This window comes from Streptomyces mayonensis, assembly GCF_018982965.1.
GTDB lineage: Bacteria > Actinomycetota > Actinomycetes > Streptomycetales > Streptomycetaceae > Streptomyces > Streptomyces mayonensis.
Map to the genome: position 1 here is coordinate 1 of NZ_JACBYP010000028.1, position 16,827 is coordinate 16,827.

Genomic DNA, 16,827 nt, shown 5'->3' on the forward strand with positions numbered 1-16,827 from the left:
CGGGGACGCTGGGATCGCGCCCGGCACCCCCGCCGGGCGGGGGTGGGTCGCGCTGCCCGGCGCCGGCGGGGTGCCTCCCCCAGTACCTGAACGGTGCCTGAACGGCCTGGGAGGTACCCCAGCGCCCACCCGTGCCGCCCTGGGGGTGCCTCCCAGGCCCTGGGGGTACCTCCCAGGGCTTCAGCACTGGAGGCACGACTGCCCCCAGCGGCGCGGTCGGGGCGGGTCAGGCGCGGATGATGGTCAGGGCCTCGTCGCGGATCTTGGTCATCGTGGCCTCGTCGCGGGCCTCCGCGTTCAGGCGGAGCAGGGGCTCGGTGTTGGAGGGGCGGACGTTGAACCACCAGTCGGCCGCCTGGACGGTGACGCCGTCCAGGTCGTCCACGGTGACGTCGTCACGGCCCTCGTACGCGGCCCGGATCGCGGCGAGGCGGCCCTGCTGGTCGGCGACCGTGGAGTTGATCTCGCCGGAGCCGGTGTAGCGGTCGTACTCGGCGACCAGGGCGGACAGCGGGCCGTCCTGTTCGCCCAGGGCGGCGAGGACGTGGAGGGCCGCCAGCATGCCGGTGTCGGCGTTCCAGAAGTCGCGGAAGTAGTAGTGCGCGGAGTGCTCGCCGCCGAAGATGGCGCCGCTTTTGGCCATTTCGGCCTTGATGAAGGAGTGCCCCACGCGCGTGCGTGCCGGTGTGCCGCCGTTCTCGCGCACGACCTCCGGGACGGACCAGGAGGTGATCAGGTTGTGGATGACCGTGCCGGTACCGCCGTTGCGGGCCAGTTCGCGGGCGGCCACCAGGGCGGTGACCGCGGACGGGGAGACCGGGTCGCCGTTCTGGTCGACGACGAAGCATCGGTCGGCGTCGCCGTCGAAGGCGAGGCCGAGGTCGGCGCCCTCCGCGCGGACGCGCTGCTGGAGGTCGACGAGGTTGGCCGGGTCCAGCGGGTTGGCCTCGTGGTGGGGGAAGGTGCCGTCCAGCTCGAAGTACATCGGCACGAGGTCGAGGGGCAGACCGGCGAAGACCGTGGGGACCGTGTGGCCGCCCATGCCGTTGCCCGCGTCCACGACGACCTTGAGGGGGCGGACGGCGGTGAGGTCGACGAGGGAGCGCAGGTGGGCCGCGTAGTCGGTGAGCGTGTCGCGCCGGGTGACGGTGCCCGGGCGGGACGAGGGCTCCGGGGCACCGGAGTCGCTCCAGCGCTCCACCGTGGCGCGGATCTCGGCGAGGCCCGTGTCCTGGCCGACCGGCGCGGCACCCGCGCGGCACAGCTTGATCCCGTTGTACTGCGCCGGGTTGTGCGAGGCCGTGAACATGGCGCCCGGCAGGTCCAGGGCGCCGGAGGCGTAGTACAGCTGGTCGGTGGAGCACAGGCCGATCTCGGTCACGTCGGCGCCGCGGGCCGCGGCTCCCCGCGCGAAGGCCGCGGACAGGCCCGGGGACGAGGGCCGCATGTCGTGGCCGACCACGACGGCGTCCGCGCCGGTCAGTTCGGCGAAGGCCGCGCCGAACAGTTCGGCCAGCGACTCGTCCCACTGGTCCGGAACGACACCGCGCACGTCGTACGCCTTCACGATCTGCGACAGATCAGCAGCCACGGCCAACCTTCCTGAAAGTCCTGTCGGGCCCCACAAACTACCCCGTGAGGACCGACGGACCGCCCGGACGGTTCCCGGAGGTCAGGGCAGCATCCAGCCCAGGACCACCGTGGACTGCCCGACCACGATCAGGCACATGACGAGCAGCAGGCCGAGGCTCCAGGGGAGCACCTTGCGCAGCAGGTCGCCCTCGCGGCCCGCGAGCCCGACGGCGGCGCAGGCGATGGTCAGGTTCTGCGGGGAGATCATCTTGCCGAGGACGCCGCCGGAGCTGTTGGCGGCGGCCAGCAGCTCCGGCGACAGACCCGACTCCCGCGCGGCGGTCACCTGGAGGGCGCCGAAGAGCGCGTTGGCGGAGGTGTCCGAGCCGGAGACCGCGACGCCGAACCAGCCGAGCACCGGGGAGAGGAAGGCGAGCCCGGCGCCCGCGGCCGCCACGAAGTGGCCGATGGTGGCGGCCTGGCCGGATAGGTTCATGACATAGGCGAGAGCGAGGACCGAGGTGACGGTGAGGATCGCGTACCGCAGTTCGTGCACGGTCGCGAGCCACTCCTTGACCGCCACGCGCGCGTGCACGCCGAGAACGGCGGCCGTGGCGAGTCCGGCGAACAGCACGAGGGTCCCGCCGGTCGAGACGATCGGCCAGGAGAAGACGTTGCCGCCGACCGGAGTGCCCTCGGGGTCGACCACGTCCAGGAACGGCCAGTCGTAGGACTGCGTGGCCTTCGCCAGCCAGTCCTTGACCGCCGGGATCTGCGCCACGGAGAAGACGGCGACGATCAGCGCGTACGGCGCATAGGCGCGCACCACCTCGCGCGGGGAGTCCTGCTCGTCGAGTTCCTCGCTGCGTACGCCGGTCAGGACGGCCGCCCGTACGGGCTCGGCGGCGGGACGGCGGGAGCGCGGTACGGCGACGAGGGCGCCGGCGCCGACCAGCGCGGCGGCGATGTCGGCGAGCTGGGCGGAGACGTGGTTGGAGGCGATGAACTGGGCAACGGCGAAGGCGACCCCGCAGACCAGCGCCGGGATCCAGGTCTCGCGCAGCCCGCGTCGCCCGTCCACCAGGGCGACGAGGAGCAGCGGTACGACGAGGGCGAGCAGGGGCGTCTGGCGGCCCACCACGGAGGCGACGTCGTCCAGGGGCAGCCCCGTGACCTGGGCCAGTGTCACCACGGGGGTGCCCATCGCGCCGAAGGCGACCGGCGCGGTGTTGGCGACCAGGGAGACGACGGCGGCACGTACGGGGTCAAAGCCGAGGGCGACGAGCATGACGGAGCAGATGGCCACGGGGGCACCGAAACCGGCAAGCGCTTCCAGCAGGGCACCGAAGCAGAAGGCGACGACGAGCGCCTGGATGCGCGGGTCGTCGGAGAGCCGGCCGAAGGAACGGCGCAGGATGTCGAAGTGCCGGGTGCGGACGGTCATCCGGTAGACCCACAGCGCGTTCACGACGATCCACAGGATGGGGAAGAGGCCGAAGACCGCTCCCTGGACCGCACTGGAGGCCGTCTGGTCCAGGGGCATGCCGTAGGCGAGCCAGGCGACGAGCACGGCCGCCAGGAGGCCGATGAGGCCCGCCAGGTGGGCCTTCATGCGGACTCCGCCCAGCAGGACGAGGACGATCACCAGGGGCAGGGCCGCCACCGCGGCGGACAGGCCGAGCGAACCGGCGACGGGTTCCAGTTCCTGCACGTACACGGGCGCCTCCCCGGATTCCGCCATGTGAAAGCGATTTCTCGCGGCTCCCGGAATGGTCGTGTCCGCGACAACGCGACGTCAATGGGTGTGCAGCAACGGATGTGGCTCACGGGGAAGGGGGCGACCGCCCTACAGGGGCGACCGCCCCACAGGTGCGAGCGGGCGAGCGGCGAAGGGGTCCGGGGGATGTACGGGCTGCCTGGGCTACCGGCTCAGTTGTCCGGCGAGCGGAGCACTCGCAGGTGGCCGCGGCGCGCGACCTCCATCGGGTCGGCCGTCCGGCCGCCGCCGCCCGCCTCGGCCGTCCGCTCCTGGGGCCGGGCCGCCTCGCGGACCGCGTTGGCCAGCGCCTCCAGGTCGTCACCGCTGGGGCGGGCCGGGGCGGAGCCGTCGAGCAGGCGGACGACCTCCCAGCCGCGCGGGGCGGTGAGGCGCTCGGAGTGCTCGGCGCACAGGTCGTAGCAGTGGGGTTCGGCGTAGGTGGCGAGCGGGCCGAGGACCGCGGTCGAGTCGGCGTAGACGTACGTCAGCGTCGCGACGGCGGGACGGCCGCAGGCGGTGCGCGAACAGCGACGTACAGGGCTCACGATGTTGGACGGTACCGCACTCTTGAGCGGGCCGCGACGACTCTCCACCGCGTCACACCACCGTGTCGTGGCGTGAAACGATCCCCCGCCCCCTACCGACACCCTCTCCTGACCTGCACGGACACGGTTTTCCGGGCGGTCGGACCCCCTTCGGGGCGGTCACGACCCGACACAAACAGCGACATTTGCCTTGAGTCCCACGGTCGCGGAGAGATACGGAATTGAGCCCAACCTTGGCTGGAATGGTCATCCGACGACAGGCCGCGCCCGGGGGCCGCGACACCGTCCGGGATGCGTGTGCGGTCGGGCGCACGACCTCGGCGGGGACTACCCTTCAGCGGTGATGGACAACCCCGTGACGCCCCGTGATGCCGGCCGCCCGGGGCCCCGCCGTCGTGACCGCCACGGTCGGGGCATGCGCGGCCCGGTGGCTCCCCCGCAGGTGCCGCTCGCCGCGAGCCGCGGCGAGGTGTTCGCGGACCTGGTGCAGGACTCCGTGGAGCGCCTGGAACGACGGTGGCCGCAGCTCGCCGACATCGATTTCCTCGTGCTCGACGTGCCCCGGCTGGACGGGCCCGGGGAGCTGTGGTCCGACGAGACCGTCCCGCTGGGCGGCACGGTGCCCTCGCGCGACGGGCGGCGGGGGCGCGTGGTGGTGTACCGGCGACCGGTCGAGATCCGGACCAAGGGACGCGACGAGCGGGCGGCGCTCGTGCACGAGGTCGTCGTGGAGCAGGTCGCGGAGCTGCTGGGGCTGACGCCGGAAACGGTCGACCCCCGGTACGGGGAGGACTGAGCGGGAGGACGGGGGCGCCACGGGACGGACCCGGGCAGGAGATGCCCCCGGCGGGAGGCAGTCCCCGGCGCGAGGCGGTCCCGTAAGCGCCCGTACGCGTCGCGCGTGCCGGCGTCGCGTGGGCACAGCGCTGTCGCACGGCGGCGTCGCGTCAGGCACAGCGCTCTTGATCGTCATATGAGCGGCGCCTAGGCTCTCATGCCCATGGAGACGGGGGGACCGGTCCGCGGACGGCGGGCATGGCTCGACGGGCCGGTCAGGCGTCGGGCGGCCGCGGGTCTGCTGACCGTGGCGGGGCTGGCCGTTCTGGGCACCGTGTTCGTCGTACTGCCGGGAGTGGTGGTCGACCACGACCTCGCCGGGGCGCACGTCGCCGCGCAGGACCGGCTGACAGCGGTGAACGATGTCCGTACGACGCTCCTGCAGGTGGTCGGCGGCCTGGTCGTGCTGTTCGGCGCGTACGCCACCTGGCGGCAACTGCGGGTGAGCCAGGACGGATTGCGCGCCACCCAGGAGGGCTACGTCACCGACCGGTTCAGCCGGGCCGTCGACCAGCTCGGCAGCGACAAGCTGGATGTGCGCATCGGCGGGTTGCACGCGCTGTGGCGGATCGCGGAGCAGTCCGCCCGCGACCGGGAGGCCATCATCTCCATCCAGGCCGCGTATCTGCGTACACACCTGCCCTGGCCGCCCGACGGTCCGGAGGCACCGGCGGCGGACGTGCCCATCAACGACGTCGCGCCCCTGGAGACCCGCGCCGCCGACACCCAGGTGGCGCTGACCGCGCTCGGCGTGCTGTGCCGGCACCGGGAGGAGTCCTGGGTCAATCTCAGCATCACCGACCTGCGCCGGGCCGACTGCGACGGACTGTGGTTCCCCGAGGTCAACTTCGACCGCGCCTGCATGGAGGCGGCGGGCCTGTACCGCGCCAATCTGACCCAGGCGTCCATGGTCTCGGTCAACCTGCGGCACGCCGACCTCACGACCGCGGTTCTCCGCCGGGCCCGCTGCGTTCTGGCCGACCTGCGGGCCGCGAAGCTCGTCGAAACCGACTTGCGTGACGCCGACTTCACCGAGACCGACCTGCGCGAGGCGAACCTGCGCAAGGCCACCGCCCACGGCGCGGTCTTCCACCGCGCCGACCTCCGCCTGGCCGACCTGCGCGGCACCGACCTGAGCACCGCCGACCTGGTCGAAGCGCGCCTGACCGGCGCCCTCGCCAGTGAGCGCACCCGCTGGCCCGCCGGCTTCGACCCCACGGCCGCCGGAGTCGTCGACACCGAGGACCCCGGCCCCGAGCCCCCGAGCCTGCTCCAGCCGCCCGGAATGACCTGGGAGGCGCCGCCGCTGCGGTCCAGTCCCTGATCGGCCCGCCCTCGCCGGTCGGCGGGGGCCGTGCACCCCGCCGCCGTTCCGCAGTCTCGCCGCCCCTACCGCTGGAGCACCGACAGGTCCTCGTCCGCCCGCGGCACCGAGACCGTCCCGCCGTCGTCGGGCAGGGTCTGGACGGTGAAGGACGCCACGTCGTCGTCCGACCCGGTCAGGGTGCGGGACGCGTGGACCGGGCCGCCGGAGACGGTCTCGACCGTCAGCGCGTAGCTCCCCTTGAGACCGGCGGGGACCGGCGCGTCGACGTTCTGCGTCGTACCGCCCTTGACCGTGTACGTCTTGGTCGCCGTCGTACCGCCCTCGGTACCCGCCGACGCCGTGACCTTGACCTTCGCCGCCTCACCGGGCGCGACCAGGGACAGGGTGGTGCTCTTGGCGCGGTTGTCGGCGGCCGTGGCGCGCGCGCCGACCGGGTCGGTGGCCGGGACGAACGCCGACTCCTGCCCGTCCCCCTTGCCCCGCACGACCCGGACCGCCGCCACGACCGGCACCGCCTGGTCCGTCGGCGTCAGCACCAGCGAACCCGCCTCCCCGCGCGTGACCTCGCCGAGGTCGACGCCCGTGGTCATGCCGGCCTTGACGTGCACCGTCTCGTGCCCCGCGGGCGTGATCAGGCCGGACGGAGAAGCGAGCCGCACCTTCAGGTCGGCGTCGGTGCCCCCGGGCGTGAAGAGCACCAGGCGCACGGCGGTGGCGTCCTTCGGAATGCCCGGCAGGACCAGTTCGCCCGCCGGATCCGCGGCCGCGGTCAGCCAGTCGCCGCCGGTCTTGTCGTCCAGTGCCTGCACCGCGGCCCCGACCCGGCCGCTGCGCACACCGACGTGCACGGTCAGGTCGGTCTCCTCCACGTCGCTGAGCGTGGAGAGCAGCAGGGACTCACTGGCGTGCGGCGGCACCGTGACGCCCTCTCCCACCGTGGACTTGAGGTCCCCGTCCTTGCCGTACAGCTCGATGTCGACGACGGCCGCCGAGTCGTCCGGGTTGGTCAGGTGGACGTAGTCGGTGCGGCCGCTCGCGGTGCTGGCGCCCGGGAACCAGAACTCCGTGTCCGGGGCCGCGCAGTTGACGCCCTGGAGTCCGCGGCCCGTTCCGGCGGCGACCTCCGTGGTCTGCTGGACCGTCCAGCCGGGCGCGTGGCTCCCCTCCGCGGTGCCGATCAGCGCGGGCGCGTCGGAACCGGAGGCCTTTCCGGCGGCCGGCGTACCGGGCTTCCCTGGCTCGAGGACCGGCTTCTCCTTCTCCTTGCTCTTGCCCTTGTCGCCCTTGTCGTCGTTGTCGCCCTTGTCGTCGGACTTCCCCCCGCCACCGCTGTCCTCGGCGGCCTCATTCTGCTTCGCCGTCGCGAGTTCGGCGCTGCCCTTCTCCTCGGCGCCCTCGGTGACGGGCGTGAAGGAGGTGTACGCGGTCTCGGCGAGGTCGGAGGTGCTGGGCGCCGGGCAGAGCAGGCTGGTGCGCTCCACGGGCAGCCGGGCGGCCGGCGCGGCGGTGTCCGTGCCGGAGTCGTCCGGGGCGGACACCGTCGCGAACCCGGTGACGGCGGCGAGCGCGGTCGCGCAGGCGATCAGGGACAGGGTCGTGCGCTTCACTGCTGGCTCCCGTCGGGACGCTCACTGCCCGTGCCGTGGGGGTGCTGGGGCTGGGGCTGGGCAGGGTCGTACGGCGTGTCGTATCCGCCCCGGCCGTACGCCTGGTCGTAGGCGGGGTCGTATCCGCCCTCCTGGGCGGGGGCCTGGCCGCCGTATGCGTACGGGTCGTACTGGCCCGTCTGGTACTGGGTGTCCTGGCCGCCCTGGTAGGCGCCCGGCTGGTACGGGGCGCCCTGGTACTCCCCCTGGTACGGCGCCTGCTGCCCGTAGGCGGCCGGGTCGTACTGCTGCTGGGCGCCCTGGTACTGCCCGGCGTCGTACGAGCCGTACTCGGCGCCCGCGTACTCCGCCTGGTCCCAGGCTCCGTACGCGGGCTGCTGCGGCACGGGCGCGGGTGGCTCCGCGGGGGGCCGGGGCGCCTCCGGCGTCGCGGGCGCACCGTCCGGCACGCCGAAGGTGTCGGGTGCGTCGGGTGCCTCGAAGGTGTCGGCTGCGTCCGGCAGGTCGGACGCGGGCTCGGGGCCGGCCGCGCTGTCCGTCCCGGCCTCGGCCGCCGCGGCCTCCGCCTCGGCCTGGGCGCGCAGTCGCCGCGCCCGGCGTCCGTCGCCCTCCAGGGCCTCGGCGGGCACGAGCTGCTCGTCGGGCAGGTCGTCGTCGACGTCGCGGCGACGGCCGGGCAGCGCGAGGACGACCAGGACGACGGCGAGGAGGCCCTGGGCCCACAACCAGGCGGTGTGGGTGAACGGGTCCTCGTAGGTGACGTCCAGCCGACCGCCGGAAGCGGGCAGTTCGAAGCCCTGGGCCCAGCCGTCGACCGTGGTGCGGGTGAGCGGCTTGCCGTCCAGGGTGGCCGTCCAGCCCTCGGCGGCGGTGTCGGCCAGGCGCAGCACGCGGCCGTCCGCGCCCCCGTCGATGTCGGTGTGGATCTCCACCGGGCCGGCCGCCACCGGCTGCGGCTCACCGGCGGCGGACGTCCCACCGGACTGCTCGCCGGAGTCGCCGGAGTCCTCCCCGGTCCCTTCGCCGGACACGATGGTCGCGCGGGCGACCTCCTGGTCGACCCGCCAGAGGCCGCTGCCGTCCTGCTGGCTGAGGCGGCTCAGGCCGGGTGTGGCGTCCAGGACGCGGGTGACCTCGCGGGGCGCGCCCTTGTGCACGAGCACGTAGCGCACGGCGTAGCCGCCGAGCTGGTCGGCCTGGTCGGCACCGGAACCGGCGACGAGGTTGGCGACGGTCTTGTCGAGCGCTTCGTTGCCACCGCCGTCGGCCAGTTCGCCGTCGCCGAGGCGGGCGCCGGAACCGCGGACCAGCATGTAGCTCACGTGGGCGGCCGAGTCGCTGTCGAGGACCAGGGTGCGGGCCTGGTCGCGGGTGCGGCTCTCCTCGGCGACGAACGCGGGCACCTGGACGGGGTCGCGGCGCTCCACCGGTCCGTCGGCGCCCCCGATCACCCAGCCGGCGGCGGCGATCAGCGGGCCGACGGCCGAGGCGAGGGCGATGAGGACGGCGACGGGCTGCCGCCAGCCGAAGCTCTGCTCGGCCACGCGCGAGCGGGCGCCGTCGGCGCCGAGGGTCGCGGCGGCCAGCAGGGCGATGCCGTAGACGAGGGTGGCGGGACCGGCCCAGGCGGACTGGTTGGCGAGGACCGCGAGGACCAGGCCGACCAGGGCGACGGCCCAGGCCGTCCGGACGGCCTGCTGGCGTTCGGAGCGCAGCAGGGCGGCCAGCGCGGCGAGCACGAAGCCGATGAGGACCAGTCCGCCGACCGTGCCGGGACCGCCGGGGCTGGTGCCGAGCAGGTCGAGGGCGGAGGCGGCCGAGGCGCCGTACTCCAGGCCGGCCTCGTCGAAGAAGCCGAACGGCAGCAGCGACAGCGACCAGGGGGCGAGCAGCAGCAGCGGCGTGCCCAGCTGGGCGAGGAAGCGCAGCCCGTAGGCCGTGATCTCGCCGCGGCGCAGGGCCAGCACCGCGAGGCCGAGGACCAGGGCGGCCGGCCAGACGACGGGTGTGAAGGCGGTGGTGATCGTCAGCAGCAGCGCGTACGCCCAGGTGGCGCGCCAGCTGCCGCGGGCGCCGGACGTGCTGGTGAGGCCCGCCGCGGCGACGCCCGCGCGCGCGACGAGCGGCAGCAGTACGGCGAGGACGGCGGTGCCGATGCGGCCGCCGGCGAGTGCCCCGGTGGCGGCGGGCAGGAAGGCGTAGGCCACGGCCGCCCAGGCGCGCAGCAGCCGGGAGGTGACGAGGGGGCGGGAGGCGAAGTACGCCGTGACACCGGCGAGCGGCACCGAGCAGACCAGCAGCAGGGTGACGGCGACTCCGGTCGAGCCGAGGAGCACGGAGGCCAGCGCCGCGACGATCGCGAGGTAGGGCGGTGCGGAGGCGGTGCCGCCGGTGCCGACGGCGTGCCAGGTGTCCGCGTACCGCGACCACAGCTCGCCGGCGCCGGCCGGGGCGGGCAGCAGCGCGCCGCCCGCCAGGGCACCGCCGCCGAGGAGCGCGCGGCAGGCGGCCAGGGAGACCAGCAGGAGCACCAGGAAGAGCACCGGGCCGGGCTTGCGGGCGATGCGCTTGAGCCGGGCGAACTGCTCGATCTCCAGGAAGTCGGCGTCGTCGCCGCCGGGTCCGGACTCGATGCCGCCGCCGTGCCGTCCGGCGCCCGCGGCCGCCTCGGCCTCGGAGCCGCCGAAGAGGTCGCCCGCGACCTGCTCGACGGTGGCGCGGACGGTCGCGCCCGGGGGCGGGAACAGGGGGCGCAGTTCGTCCTTCTCGACCTGTGGCCGGCCGCGTTCGCGCCGTCCGGCGATGACGCGTTCGGGGCGCAGCAGCACGCTCAGCAGGCCCCGGATCTCGTCGAGCGCCTGGCCGGGAACCTTGCCGACGAGGTAGGCGAGGGTCCGCAGGAGGGTACCGAGGACGATGCGCAGCAGCACCCACGGCAGGGCGGCCGTACGGACGTTGACGAGGAGGGTGTGGACGGCGCCGGCCTTGTCCACCTTGTGCGGGGACGCGGTGGTGCGGCCCGCGCAGTCGACGGCGCGGCGCTCGCGGGAGGCGGCCTCGGCGTGGCGGACGACCGCCTCGGGGGCGACGAGGACCCGGAGTCCGGCGGCGTGGGCGCGCCAGCACAGGTCGACGTCGTCGCGCATCAGGGGCAGCCGGCGGTCGAACCCGCCGAGCCGCTCGAAGACGTCACGCCGGATCAGCATGCCGGCGGTGGACACCGACAGGACGGACCGGACGTGGTCGTGCTGGCCCTGGTCCTGCTCGCGGCGGTCCAGGCCGGTCCAGCGGCGGCCGGAGTTGGCGATGGAGACGCCGACCTCGAGCAGTTGCCTGCGGTCGTACCAGCCGCGGAGTTTGGGACCGACCGCGGCGACGTCGTCGCGGCCGAGTTCGTACTCGTTGTCCACGACGCGCAGCAGCTGGGCCAGGGCCTCCGGCTCGGGGGCGCAGTCGTCGTGCAGGAGCCACAGCCACTGGACCGGCTCTCCGTGGGGAAGCTCCGGCAGGTCGTAGGCGTCGTCGCGCCAGCTGCGGGTGACGGGGTCCCAGCCGCTGGGCCGCTTCAGGTACGGCAGGTCCTCCGGGGTGAGGAGGGGGGCGCTGCGGGCGGCCTCCTCGACGGCCTGGCCGAAGCCGGTGCGCCGGGCGAGGTGGAGCACGTGGTCGTGGCCCAGGGCGTCGCCGACCAGGCGGGCGGAGTCGTCGGCGCTGCCGGTGTCGGCGGCCACGGCGTACTGGACGGGGCGCTCCTGGCCGAGCAGCCCGGTGAGCGCGTCGGGCAGCCAGCGGGCGCCGTCGTGGGCGACGAGGACCGCGGTCACGACGTGACGCGGGAACTCAGGTGTGGCAGCGAGGTCTTGCTGTGCTGCCGTGTGACTCTGCACGGACATCGAGGTACGGGCCCCGGTTCGGTGGACTGCGGTGGACACCCGTGCCTGTTGGGGAGGGCGGGCGTCTCGGACGAGCGCCCACACTATCGGCTGGGCAGCAAGGCGGCCCGCCGCCTGTGGACAAGCCACCGGCGACGGGCCGTTCCCGCAGTTCGAGTCGTTTCTGCCGCTGCGTCAGTCCCCGTCCGGACTGGGCGTGGTCGGACCGCGCGGCCGGCCCCGGTGCGTCAGACCGCGGCCTTCTTCAGTCGGCGGCGTTCCCGTTCGGACAGGCCGCCCCAGATGCCGAAGCGCTCGTCATTGGCCAGGGCGTACTCGAGGCATTCGGAGCGGACCTCGCAGGCGAGGCAGACCTTCTTGGCCTCGCGCGTGGAGCCGCCCTTCTCGGGGAAGAAGGACTCGGGGTCGGTCTGGGCGCACAGTGCGCGCTCCTGCCAGCCGAGCTCCTCGTCCGCGTCGTCGACCAGCAGTTGCTGCACCAGCTCGGTCATGTGCGCCCCTCGTCTGTCTTTCGCGTCCCCGTGATCCAGCCGTTATCGATTCCGGCTGAACGACACGAGTGAAATTACAAGTGTGCTGCTCCGGGCGAGTCAAGCCGGGATCTGCTATTGGGCCCCTTATTCACTCTGCGGAACCAAGGCAATGCGGAAAGTGTTCAAATCGCCATAAACCTTGACATCCCCATATGGCCCATCGAGGCACCCGGCCCGAGCGATGCACGCATCAGGGAAGACGCCCGGGTGTTCGACCCCGTTCCGATACACACGCCGAAGCGAACCTGATCACATTCGCATCACGGGATCACAACAGGGGTTGCGCGCCCGGCTTGTGCGCCATGTGTCCCGGAACCCGATTGAGCAAACCTTTCGCCCGCGACATGAACCGGATGAGGTGAAACATGTCCCACATAACGGGCATCGAGTTGACAGTGCAGGTGTGAACCGCTGTCCTTGTGGGCATGCTCGCGAACTTGGTGCTCACCTCGACCCGCCCCGCCGGGTCCCACGGTGCTGCCCGCGCTCGCTGTAGCTGTTGCCGCTGTTCCAGCTGTTGAGCCGACCCGCGCTCCGGCTGTCCACGAGTCCCTCGCGACTCGGCTCCCGAGTCCATACGACTCGACACCTGCGTTCCCGCCCCACCAGGGCGTTCCGGTCATCCGTTCCGCTCCACGCACTCTTCCGCCGAGGAACCACCGCATCCATGAACAGCGACAGCGATCTCCAGATCGCCGGCGACATCCTCGAAGTACCCCACCTGCTGCAGGCTCCGCGCGAGCACCCGGTCACCGTCGCCGAGTTCGCGGGCCTGGCCCGCTCCCTGGCCGCCGACCGCGCCGAGTGGGAACACCTCGTCCGCTACGACGCGACGACACGCTGGTACCACCGGCTGCGCACCGGCCCCGGCTACGAGGTCTGGCTGCTGTCCTGGGTACCGGGCCAGGGCAGCGGACGCCACGGCCACGGTCCCTCCTCCGGGGTGTGGACGGTCCTGGACGGCACCCTCACCGAGCGCACGGCACGCGGCACGCGCGCGTTGCGCGCCGGCACGCAGCGTGTGTTCGCCCCGGGGTACGTGCACGAGGTGGTCAACGACACGCTGGAGCCCGCGGTCAGCCTGCACGTCTACTACCCGGGGCTGACCGAGATGCCCATGCACTCCCCGCAGTGCACGGCCGCCGCGGCGCAGGACACCGGCACGGACGCCGACGCCGCACCGGCACGGTGACGGCTGTCCGACGTACCGGGGACGGCTGTCCGACGTACCGGGGACGGCTGTCCGACGTACCGGGGACGGCTGACGCACCGGCGGACGGCTGACGCACCGGCGACTGGCTGACGCACTGTCGTACCCGCCTGCAAGACTGGGGCCATGCGCATTGTGGTTCTGGCAGGCGGCATCGGCGGTGCCCGGTTCCTGCGCGGTCTGAAGCAGGCCGCGCCGGACGCGGACATCACGGTCATCGGCAACACCGGGGACGACATCCACCTCTTCGGGCTGAAGGTCTGCCCGGACCTCGACACGGTGATGTACACGCTCGGCGGCGGCATCAACGAGGAGCAGGGCTGGGGGCGGTCCGACGAGTCCTTCCACCTCAAGGAGGAGCTCGCGGCGTACGGTGTCGGACCCGAGTGGTTCGGCCTCGGCGACCGCGACTTCGCCACGCACATCGTGCGGACCCAGATGATCACCGCGGGCTTTCCGCTCAGCGCCGTGACCGAGGCGCTGTGCGACCGCTGGAAGCCCGGGGTGCGCCTCATCCCGATGACCGACGACCGCGTGGAGACCCACGTCGCCGTCGAGCTGGACGGGGAGCGCAAGGCGGTCCACTTCCAGGAGTACTGGGTACGGCTGCGGGCCTCCGTGCCCGCCGAGGCGGTCGTGCCGGTCGGGGCCGAGCAGGCCGAGCCGGCACCGGGGGTCCTGGAGGCCATCGGCGAGGCGGACGTCATCCTCTTCCCGCCCTCCAACCCGGTCGTCTCCGTCGGCACGATCCTCGCCGTGCCCGGCATCCGGGAGGCGATCGCCGACGCCGGGGTGCCGGTGGTGGGCCTCTCCCCCATCGTCGGCGACGCGCCCGTGCGCGGGATGGCCGACAAGGTGCTCGCCGCCGTCGGCGTGGAGTCCTCCGCCGCCGCGGTCGCCGAGCACTACGGCTCGGGCCTGCTCGACGGCTGGCTGGTCGACACGGTCGACGCGGCCGCCGTCACGCGCGTGAAGGCGGCCGGCATCCTCTGCCGCGCCGTACCGCTGATGATGACCGATCTCGACGCGACGGCGCAGATGGCCCGGGAGGCGCTGACACTGGCGGAGGAGGCACGGGAGGCATGAGCGACACGACGCGCGACGGCGCCCCCGGCCCGCAGGAGGGGTACAGGGTCTGGCCCCTGCCCGGCCTGCCCGAAGTACGGCCGGGTGACGACCTGGCCAAGCTGATCGCGGCGTCCGAGCCCGCGCTGGCCGACGGGGACGTGCTCCTCGTCACCTCCAAGATCGTGTCGAAGGCCGAGGGCCGGGTGGTCCGGGCCGACGACCGGGAGGCCGCGATCGACGCGGAGACCGTCCGGGTGGTGGCCCGGCGCGGCACCCTGCGCATCGTCGAGAACCGCCAGGGCCTGGTCATGGCCGCGGCCGGTGTCGACGCCTCCAACACCCCGGCCGGGACCGTACTGCTGCTCCCCGAGGACCCGGACGCCTCCGCGCGGGGCATCCGTGCCGGACTGCGCGACGCGCTCGGCGTCAACGTCGGCGTGGTCGTCACCGACACCTTCGGCAGGCCCTGGCGGGCGGGACTCACCGACGTGGCGATCGGCGCGGCGGGCGTGCGCGTCCTCGACGACCTGCGCGGCGGTACGGACGCGTACGGCAATCCGCTGAGCGCCACCGTCGTGGCCACCGCCGACGAACTGGCCGCCGCCGGTGACCTCGTCAAGGGCAAGGCGGCGGGGCTGCCCGTCGCCGTCGTGCGCGGGCTGCCGCGAGCCGTCGCCGAGGACGACGGCGAGGGCGCGCGGGCCCTGGTGCGCGGCGCGCGCGGCGACATGTTCCGGCTGGGCACCTCCGAGGCGGTACGTCAGGCGGTCACCCAGCGGCGTACGGTACGGGCCTTCACGGACGAGCCGGTCGACCCCGGCGCCGTACGCCGGGCGGTGGCAGCCGCCGTGACCGCGCCGGCGCCGCACCACACCACGCCGTGGCGGTTCGTGCTCCTGGAGTCGGCCGGCTCCCGCACCCGGCTCCTCGACGCGATGCGGGACGCCTGGATCGCGGACCTGCGGCGGGACGGCAGGAGCGAGGAGTCCGTCGCCCAACGCGTCCGGCGCGGCGACGTCCTGCGCAACGCGCCCTACCTCGTCGTCCCCTGCCTGGTCATGGACGGGTCGCACACGTACGGGGACGCGCGGCGGGACACGGCCGAGCGGGAGATGTTCGTGGTCGCCACCGGCGCGGGTGTGCAGAACCTGCTCGTCGCGCTCGCCGGGGAACGGCTCGGATCCGCGTGGGTGTCCTCGACGATGTTCTGCCGCGACGTCGTACGGGAGACGCTGGGGCTGCCGGACGACTGGGACCCGATGGGAGCGGTGGCGGTCGGGCATCCGGCCGAGGAGCCGAAGGACCGGCCCGAGCGGGATGCGGGTGCGTTCATCGAGGTGCGGTGAGGTCTTACCCTCGCAGGGGTTCTCTTGTCTGCTCTTCCGACCTCGGCCTCTCTTCTTCCCGGCTTCTCCCGCTCGCTTCGCTCAAGGACCTCACTCGTGGCAGGACGTTTCGCTCCCCGGCCCCCACGCGCCGACGTGCGCGGCGGGACGCCCCGGCAGGGGTTCGCGCCGGGCCGGGTACGGGTGTGGGTGCCGGACGGGCCGCTGGACCTGGGGCTCGTACTGGGTCCGCTGCGGCGCGGGCCCGGTGATCCGACGTTCCGGACGACACCGGACGGGTCGGTGTGGCGGGCCAGCCGGACGCCGACGGGGCCGGGCACGCTCCGGGTCACCGCGCACGGCGACGGGGTACGGGGCGAGGCCTGGGGGCCGGGAGCCCAGTGGCTGCTGGAGCAGTTGCCGCGGATGCTGGGCGCCGACGACGACCCGTCCGCGTTCGTGCCGCGGCACCGGCTGCTGGCCCTGACGCGGCACCGGCGCCCGGGACTGCGACTGGCGCGGACCGGGCTGGTGCTGGAGTCGCTGATCCCGTCGGTCCTGGAGCAGAAGGTCACGACGCTGGAGGCGTACCAGGCGTGGCGGCTGCTCGTCCGAAAGTTCGGGGAGCCGGCACCGGGCCCGGCGCCCGCGCGGATGTGTGTGATGCCGGCGGCCCGGACGTGGGCGCTGGTCCCGTCCTGGGAGTGGCATCTGGCCGGGGTGGACAACAAGCGGGCGTCGACGATCCTGCGGGCCGTGCGGGTCGCCGCGCGGCTGGAGGAGGCGGCGGGGATGGAACCGGCGGCCGCGCAGGAGCGGCTGGAGCTCGTGCCGGGGGTGGGGCCGTGGACGTCCGCGGAGACCGTACAGCGCAGTCACGGGGCACCGGACGCGGTGACGGTGGGGGATCTGCATCTGCCGGGGATCGTGGGGTTCGCGCTGGGTGGGGACCGGTATGCCGATGACGCCGAGATGCTGCGGTTGCTCGAGCCGTATGCGGGGCAGCGGCATCGGGCGGCCCGGCTGGTGCTGTTGAGCGGGCGGGTGCCGGCAAGGCGGGCGCCGCGGATGGCTCCGCGGGGGATTGAGCGGTTGTAGGTGTGCGGGCGTGGGGTGTGTGGCGGGGGGCGTAGTAGGGGGCCGGGGGTTGC

Annotated in this window: 12 protein-coding genes; 6 read left to right on the forward strand and 6 right to left on the reverse strand. The window is 73.7% G+C overall.

Going from position 1 to position 16,827, the window contains the following annotated elements; genetic code table 11:
• Positions 1-226 precede the first annotated feature (226 nt).
• The 3 genes from HZS56_RS13425 to HZS56_RS13435 all read right to left on the reverse strand — a co-directional run bounded on the left by HZS56_RS13425 (position 227) and on the right by HZS56_RS13435 (position 3,924).
• Positions 227-1,591, reverse strand: coding sequence for a phosphomannomutase/phosphoglucomutase (locus tag HZS56_RS13425; protein ID WP_216720929.1), 1,365 nt, complete (start codon positions 1,589-1,591; stop codon positions 227-229).
• 81 nt (positions 1,592-1,672) lie between these two features.
• On the reverse strand, positions 1,673-3,289 hold the full coding sequence (locus tag HZS56_RS13430; protein WP_216720980.1) for an L-lactate permease: 1,617 nt from the start codon (positions 3,287-3,289) through the stop codon (positions 1,673-1,675).
• Positions 3,290-3,501: 212 nt separating this feature from the next.
• The gene (locus HZS56_RS13435; protein WP_216720930.1) at positions 3,502-3,924 is read right to left on the reverse strand and encodes a DUF3499 domain-containing protein; all 423 of its coding nucleotides are present in this window, start codon (positions 3,922-3,924) and stop codon (positions 3,502-3,504) included.
• Between the two features lie 295 nt (positions 3,925-4,219).
• Here HZS56_RS13435 and HZS56_RS13440 point away from each other — a divergent pair, with 295 nt between their 5' ends.
• Entirely contained in the window at positions 4,220-4,672 is a 453-nt protein-coding gene (locus HZS56_RS13440) for a metallopeptidase family protein (protein WP_216720981.1), read from the forward strand.
• Positions 4,673-4,876: 204 nt separating this feature from the next.
• A complete protein-coding gene (locus HZS56_RS13445) occupies positions 4,877-6,037 on the forward strand; it encodes a pentapeptide repeat-containing protein (RefSeq protein WP_253914203.1) in 1,161 nt (386 codons plus the stop codon).
• Between the two features lie 65 nt (positions 6,038-6,102).
• Here HZS56_RS13445 and HZS56_RS13450 read toward each other — a convergent pair whose 3' ends face one another.
• The 3 genes from HZS56_RS13450 to HZS56_RS13460 form a co-directional block, all read right to left on the reverse strand.
• A complete protein-coding gene (locus tag HZS56_RS13450; protein WP_216720931.1) occupies positions 6,103-7,647 on the reverse strand; it encodes a DUF5719 family protein in 1,545 nt (514 codons plus the stop codon).
• Entirely contained in the window at positions 7,644-11,540 is a 3,897-nt protein-coding gene (locus HZS56_RS13455; RefSeq protein ID WP_216720932.1) for a glycosyltransferase family 2 protein, read from the reverse strand. The genes HZS56_RS13450 and HZS56_RS13455 overlap by 4 nt, the downstream gene beginning before the upstream one ends.
• Before the next feature lie 227 nt (positions 11,541-11,767).
• Positions 11,768-12,031: a WhiB family transcriptional regulator gene (locus HZS56_RS13460; RefSeq protein WP_003975777.1), complete on the reverse strand. Its 264-nt coding sequence runs from the start codon at positions 12,029-12,031 to the stop codon at positions 11,768-11,770.
• 709 nt (positions 12,032-12,740) lie between these two features.
• Between HZS56_RS13460 and HZS56_RS13465 the strand changes: the two genes are divergently transcribed.
• From HZS56_RS13465 to HZS56_RS13480, 4 genes are all read left to right on the forward strand, one after another.
• Positions 12,741-13,265, forward strand: a complete 525-nt coding sequence (locus HZS56_RS13465; RefSeq protein ID WP_216720933.1) for a cysteine dioxygenase — start codon at positions 12,741-12,743, stop codon at positions 13,263-13,265.
• Between the two features lie 144 nt (positions 13,266-13,409).
• Positions 13,410-14,369: a 2-phospho-L-lactate transferase gene (cofD, locus tag HZS56_RS13470; protein ID WP_216720934.1), complete on the forward strand. Its 960-nt coding sequence runs from the start codon at positions 13,410-13,412 to the stop codon at positions 14,367-14,369.
• A complete protein-coding gene (locus HZS56_RS13475; protein ID WP_216720935.1) occupies positions 14,366-15,697 on the forward strand; it encodes a coenzyme F420-0:L-glutamate ligase in 1,332 nt (443 codons plus the stop codon). Before cofD ends, HZS56_RS13475 begins: the two co-directional genes overlap by 4 nt.
• Positions 15,698-15,793: 96 nt before the next feature.
• A complete protein-coding gene (locus tag HZS56_RS13480) occupies positions 15,794-16,774 on the forward strand; it encodes a DNA-3-methyladenine glycosylase family protein (protein ID WP_216720936.1) in 981 nt (326 codons plus the stop codon).
• Positions 16,775-16,827: the final 53 nt, after the last annotated feature.

What these genes read in the sequence shown, in the direction of transcription:
- HZS56_RS13440 (WP_216720981.1), top strand. Translation starts at nt 4,220, where the DNA reads ATGGACAACCCCGTGACGCCCCGTGATGCCGGCCGCCCGGGGCCCCGC.
- HZS56_RS13445 (WP_253914203.1), top strand. Translation starts at nt 4,877, where the DNA reads ATGGAGACGGGGGGACCGGTCCGCGGACGGCGGGCATGGCTCGACGGG.
- HZS56_RS13455 (WP_216720932.1), bottom strand. Translation starts at nt 11,540, where the DNA reads ATGTCCGTGCAGAGTCACACGGCAGCACAGCAAGACCTCGCTGCCACA.
- HZS56_RS13460 (WP_003975777.1), bottom strand. Translation starts at nt 12,031, where the DNA reads ATGACCGAGCTGGTGCAGCAACTGCTGGTCGACGACGCGGACGAGGAG.
- HZS56_RS13465 (WP_216720933.1), top strand. Translation starts at nt 12,741, where the DNA reads ATGAACAGCGACAGCGATCTCCAGATCGCCGGCGACATCCTCGAAGTA.
- cofD (WP_216720934.1), top strand. Translation starts at nt 13,410, where the DNA reads ATGCGCATTGTGGTTCTGGCAGGCGGCATCGGCGGTGCCCGGTTCCTG.
- HZS56_RS13475 (WP_216720935.1), top strand. Translation starts at nt 14,366, where the DNA reads ATGAGCGACACGACGCGCGACGGCGCCCCCGGCCCGCAGGAGGGGTAC.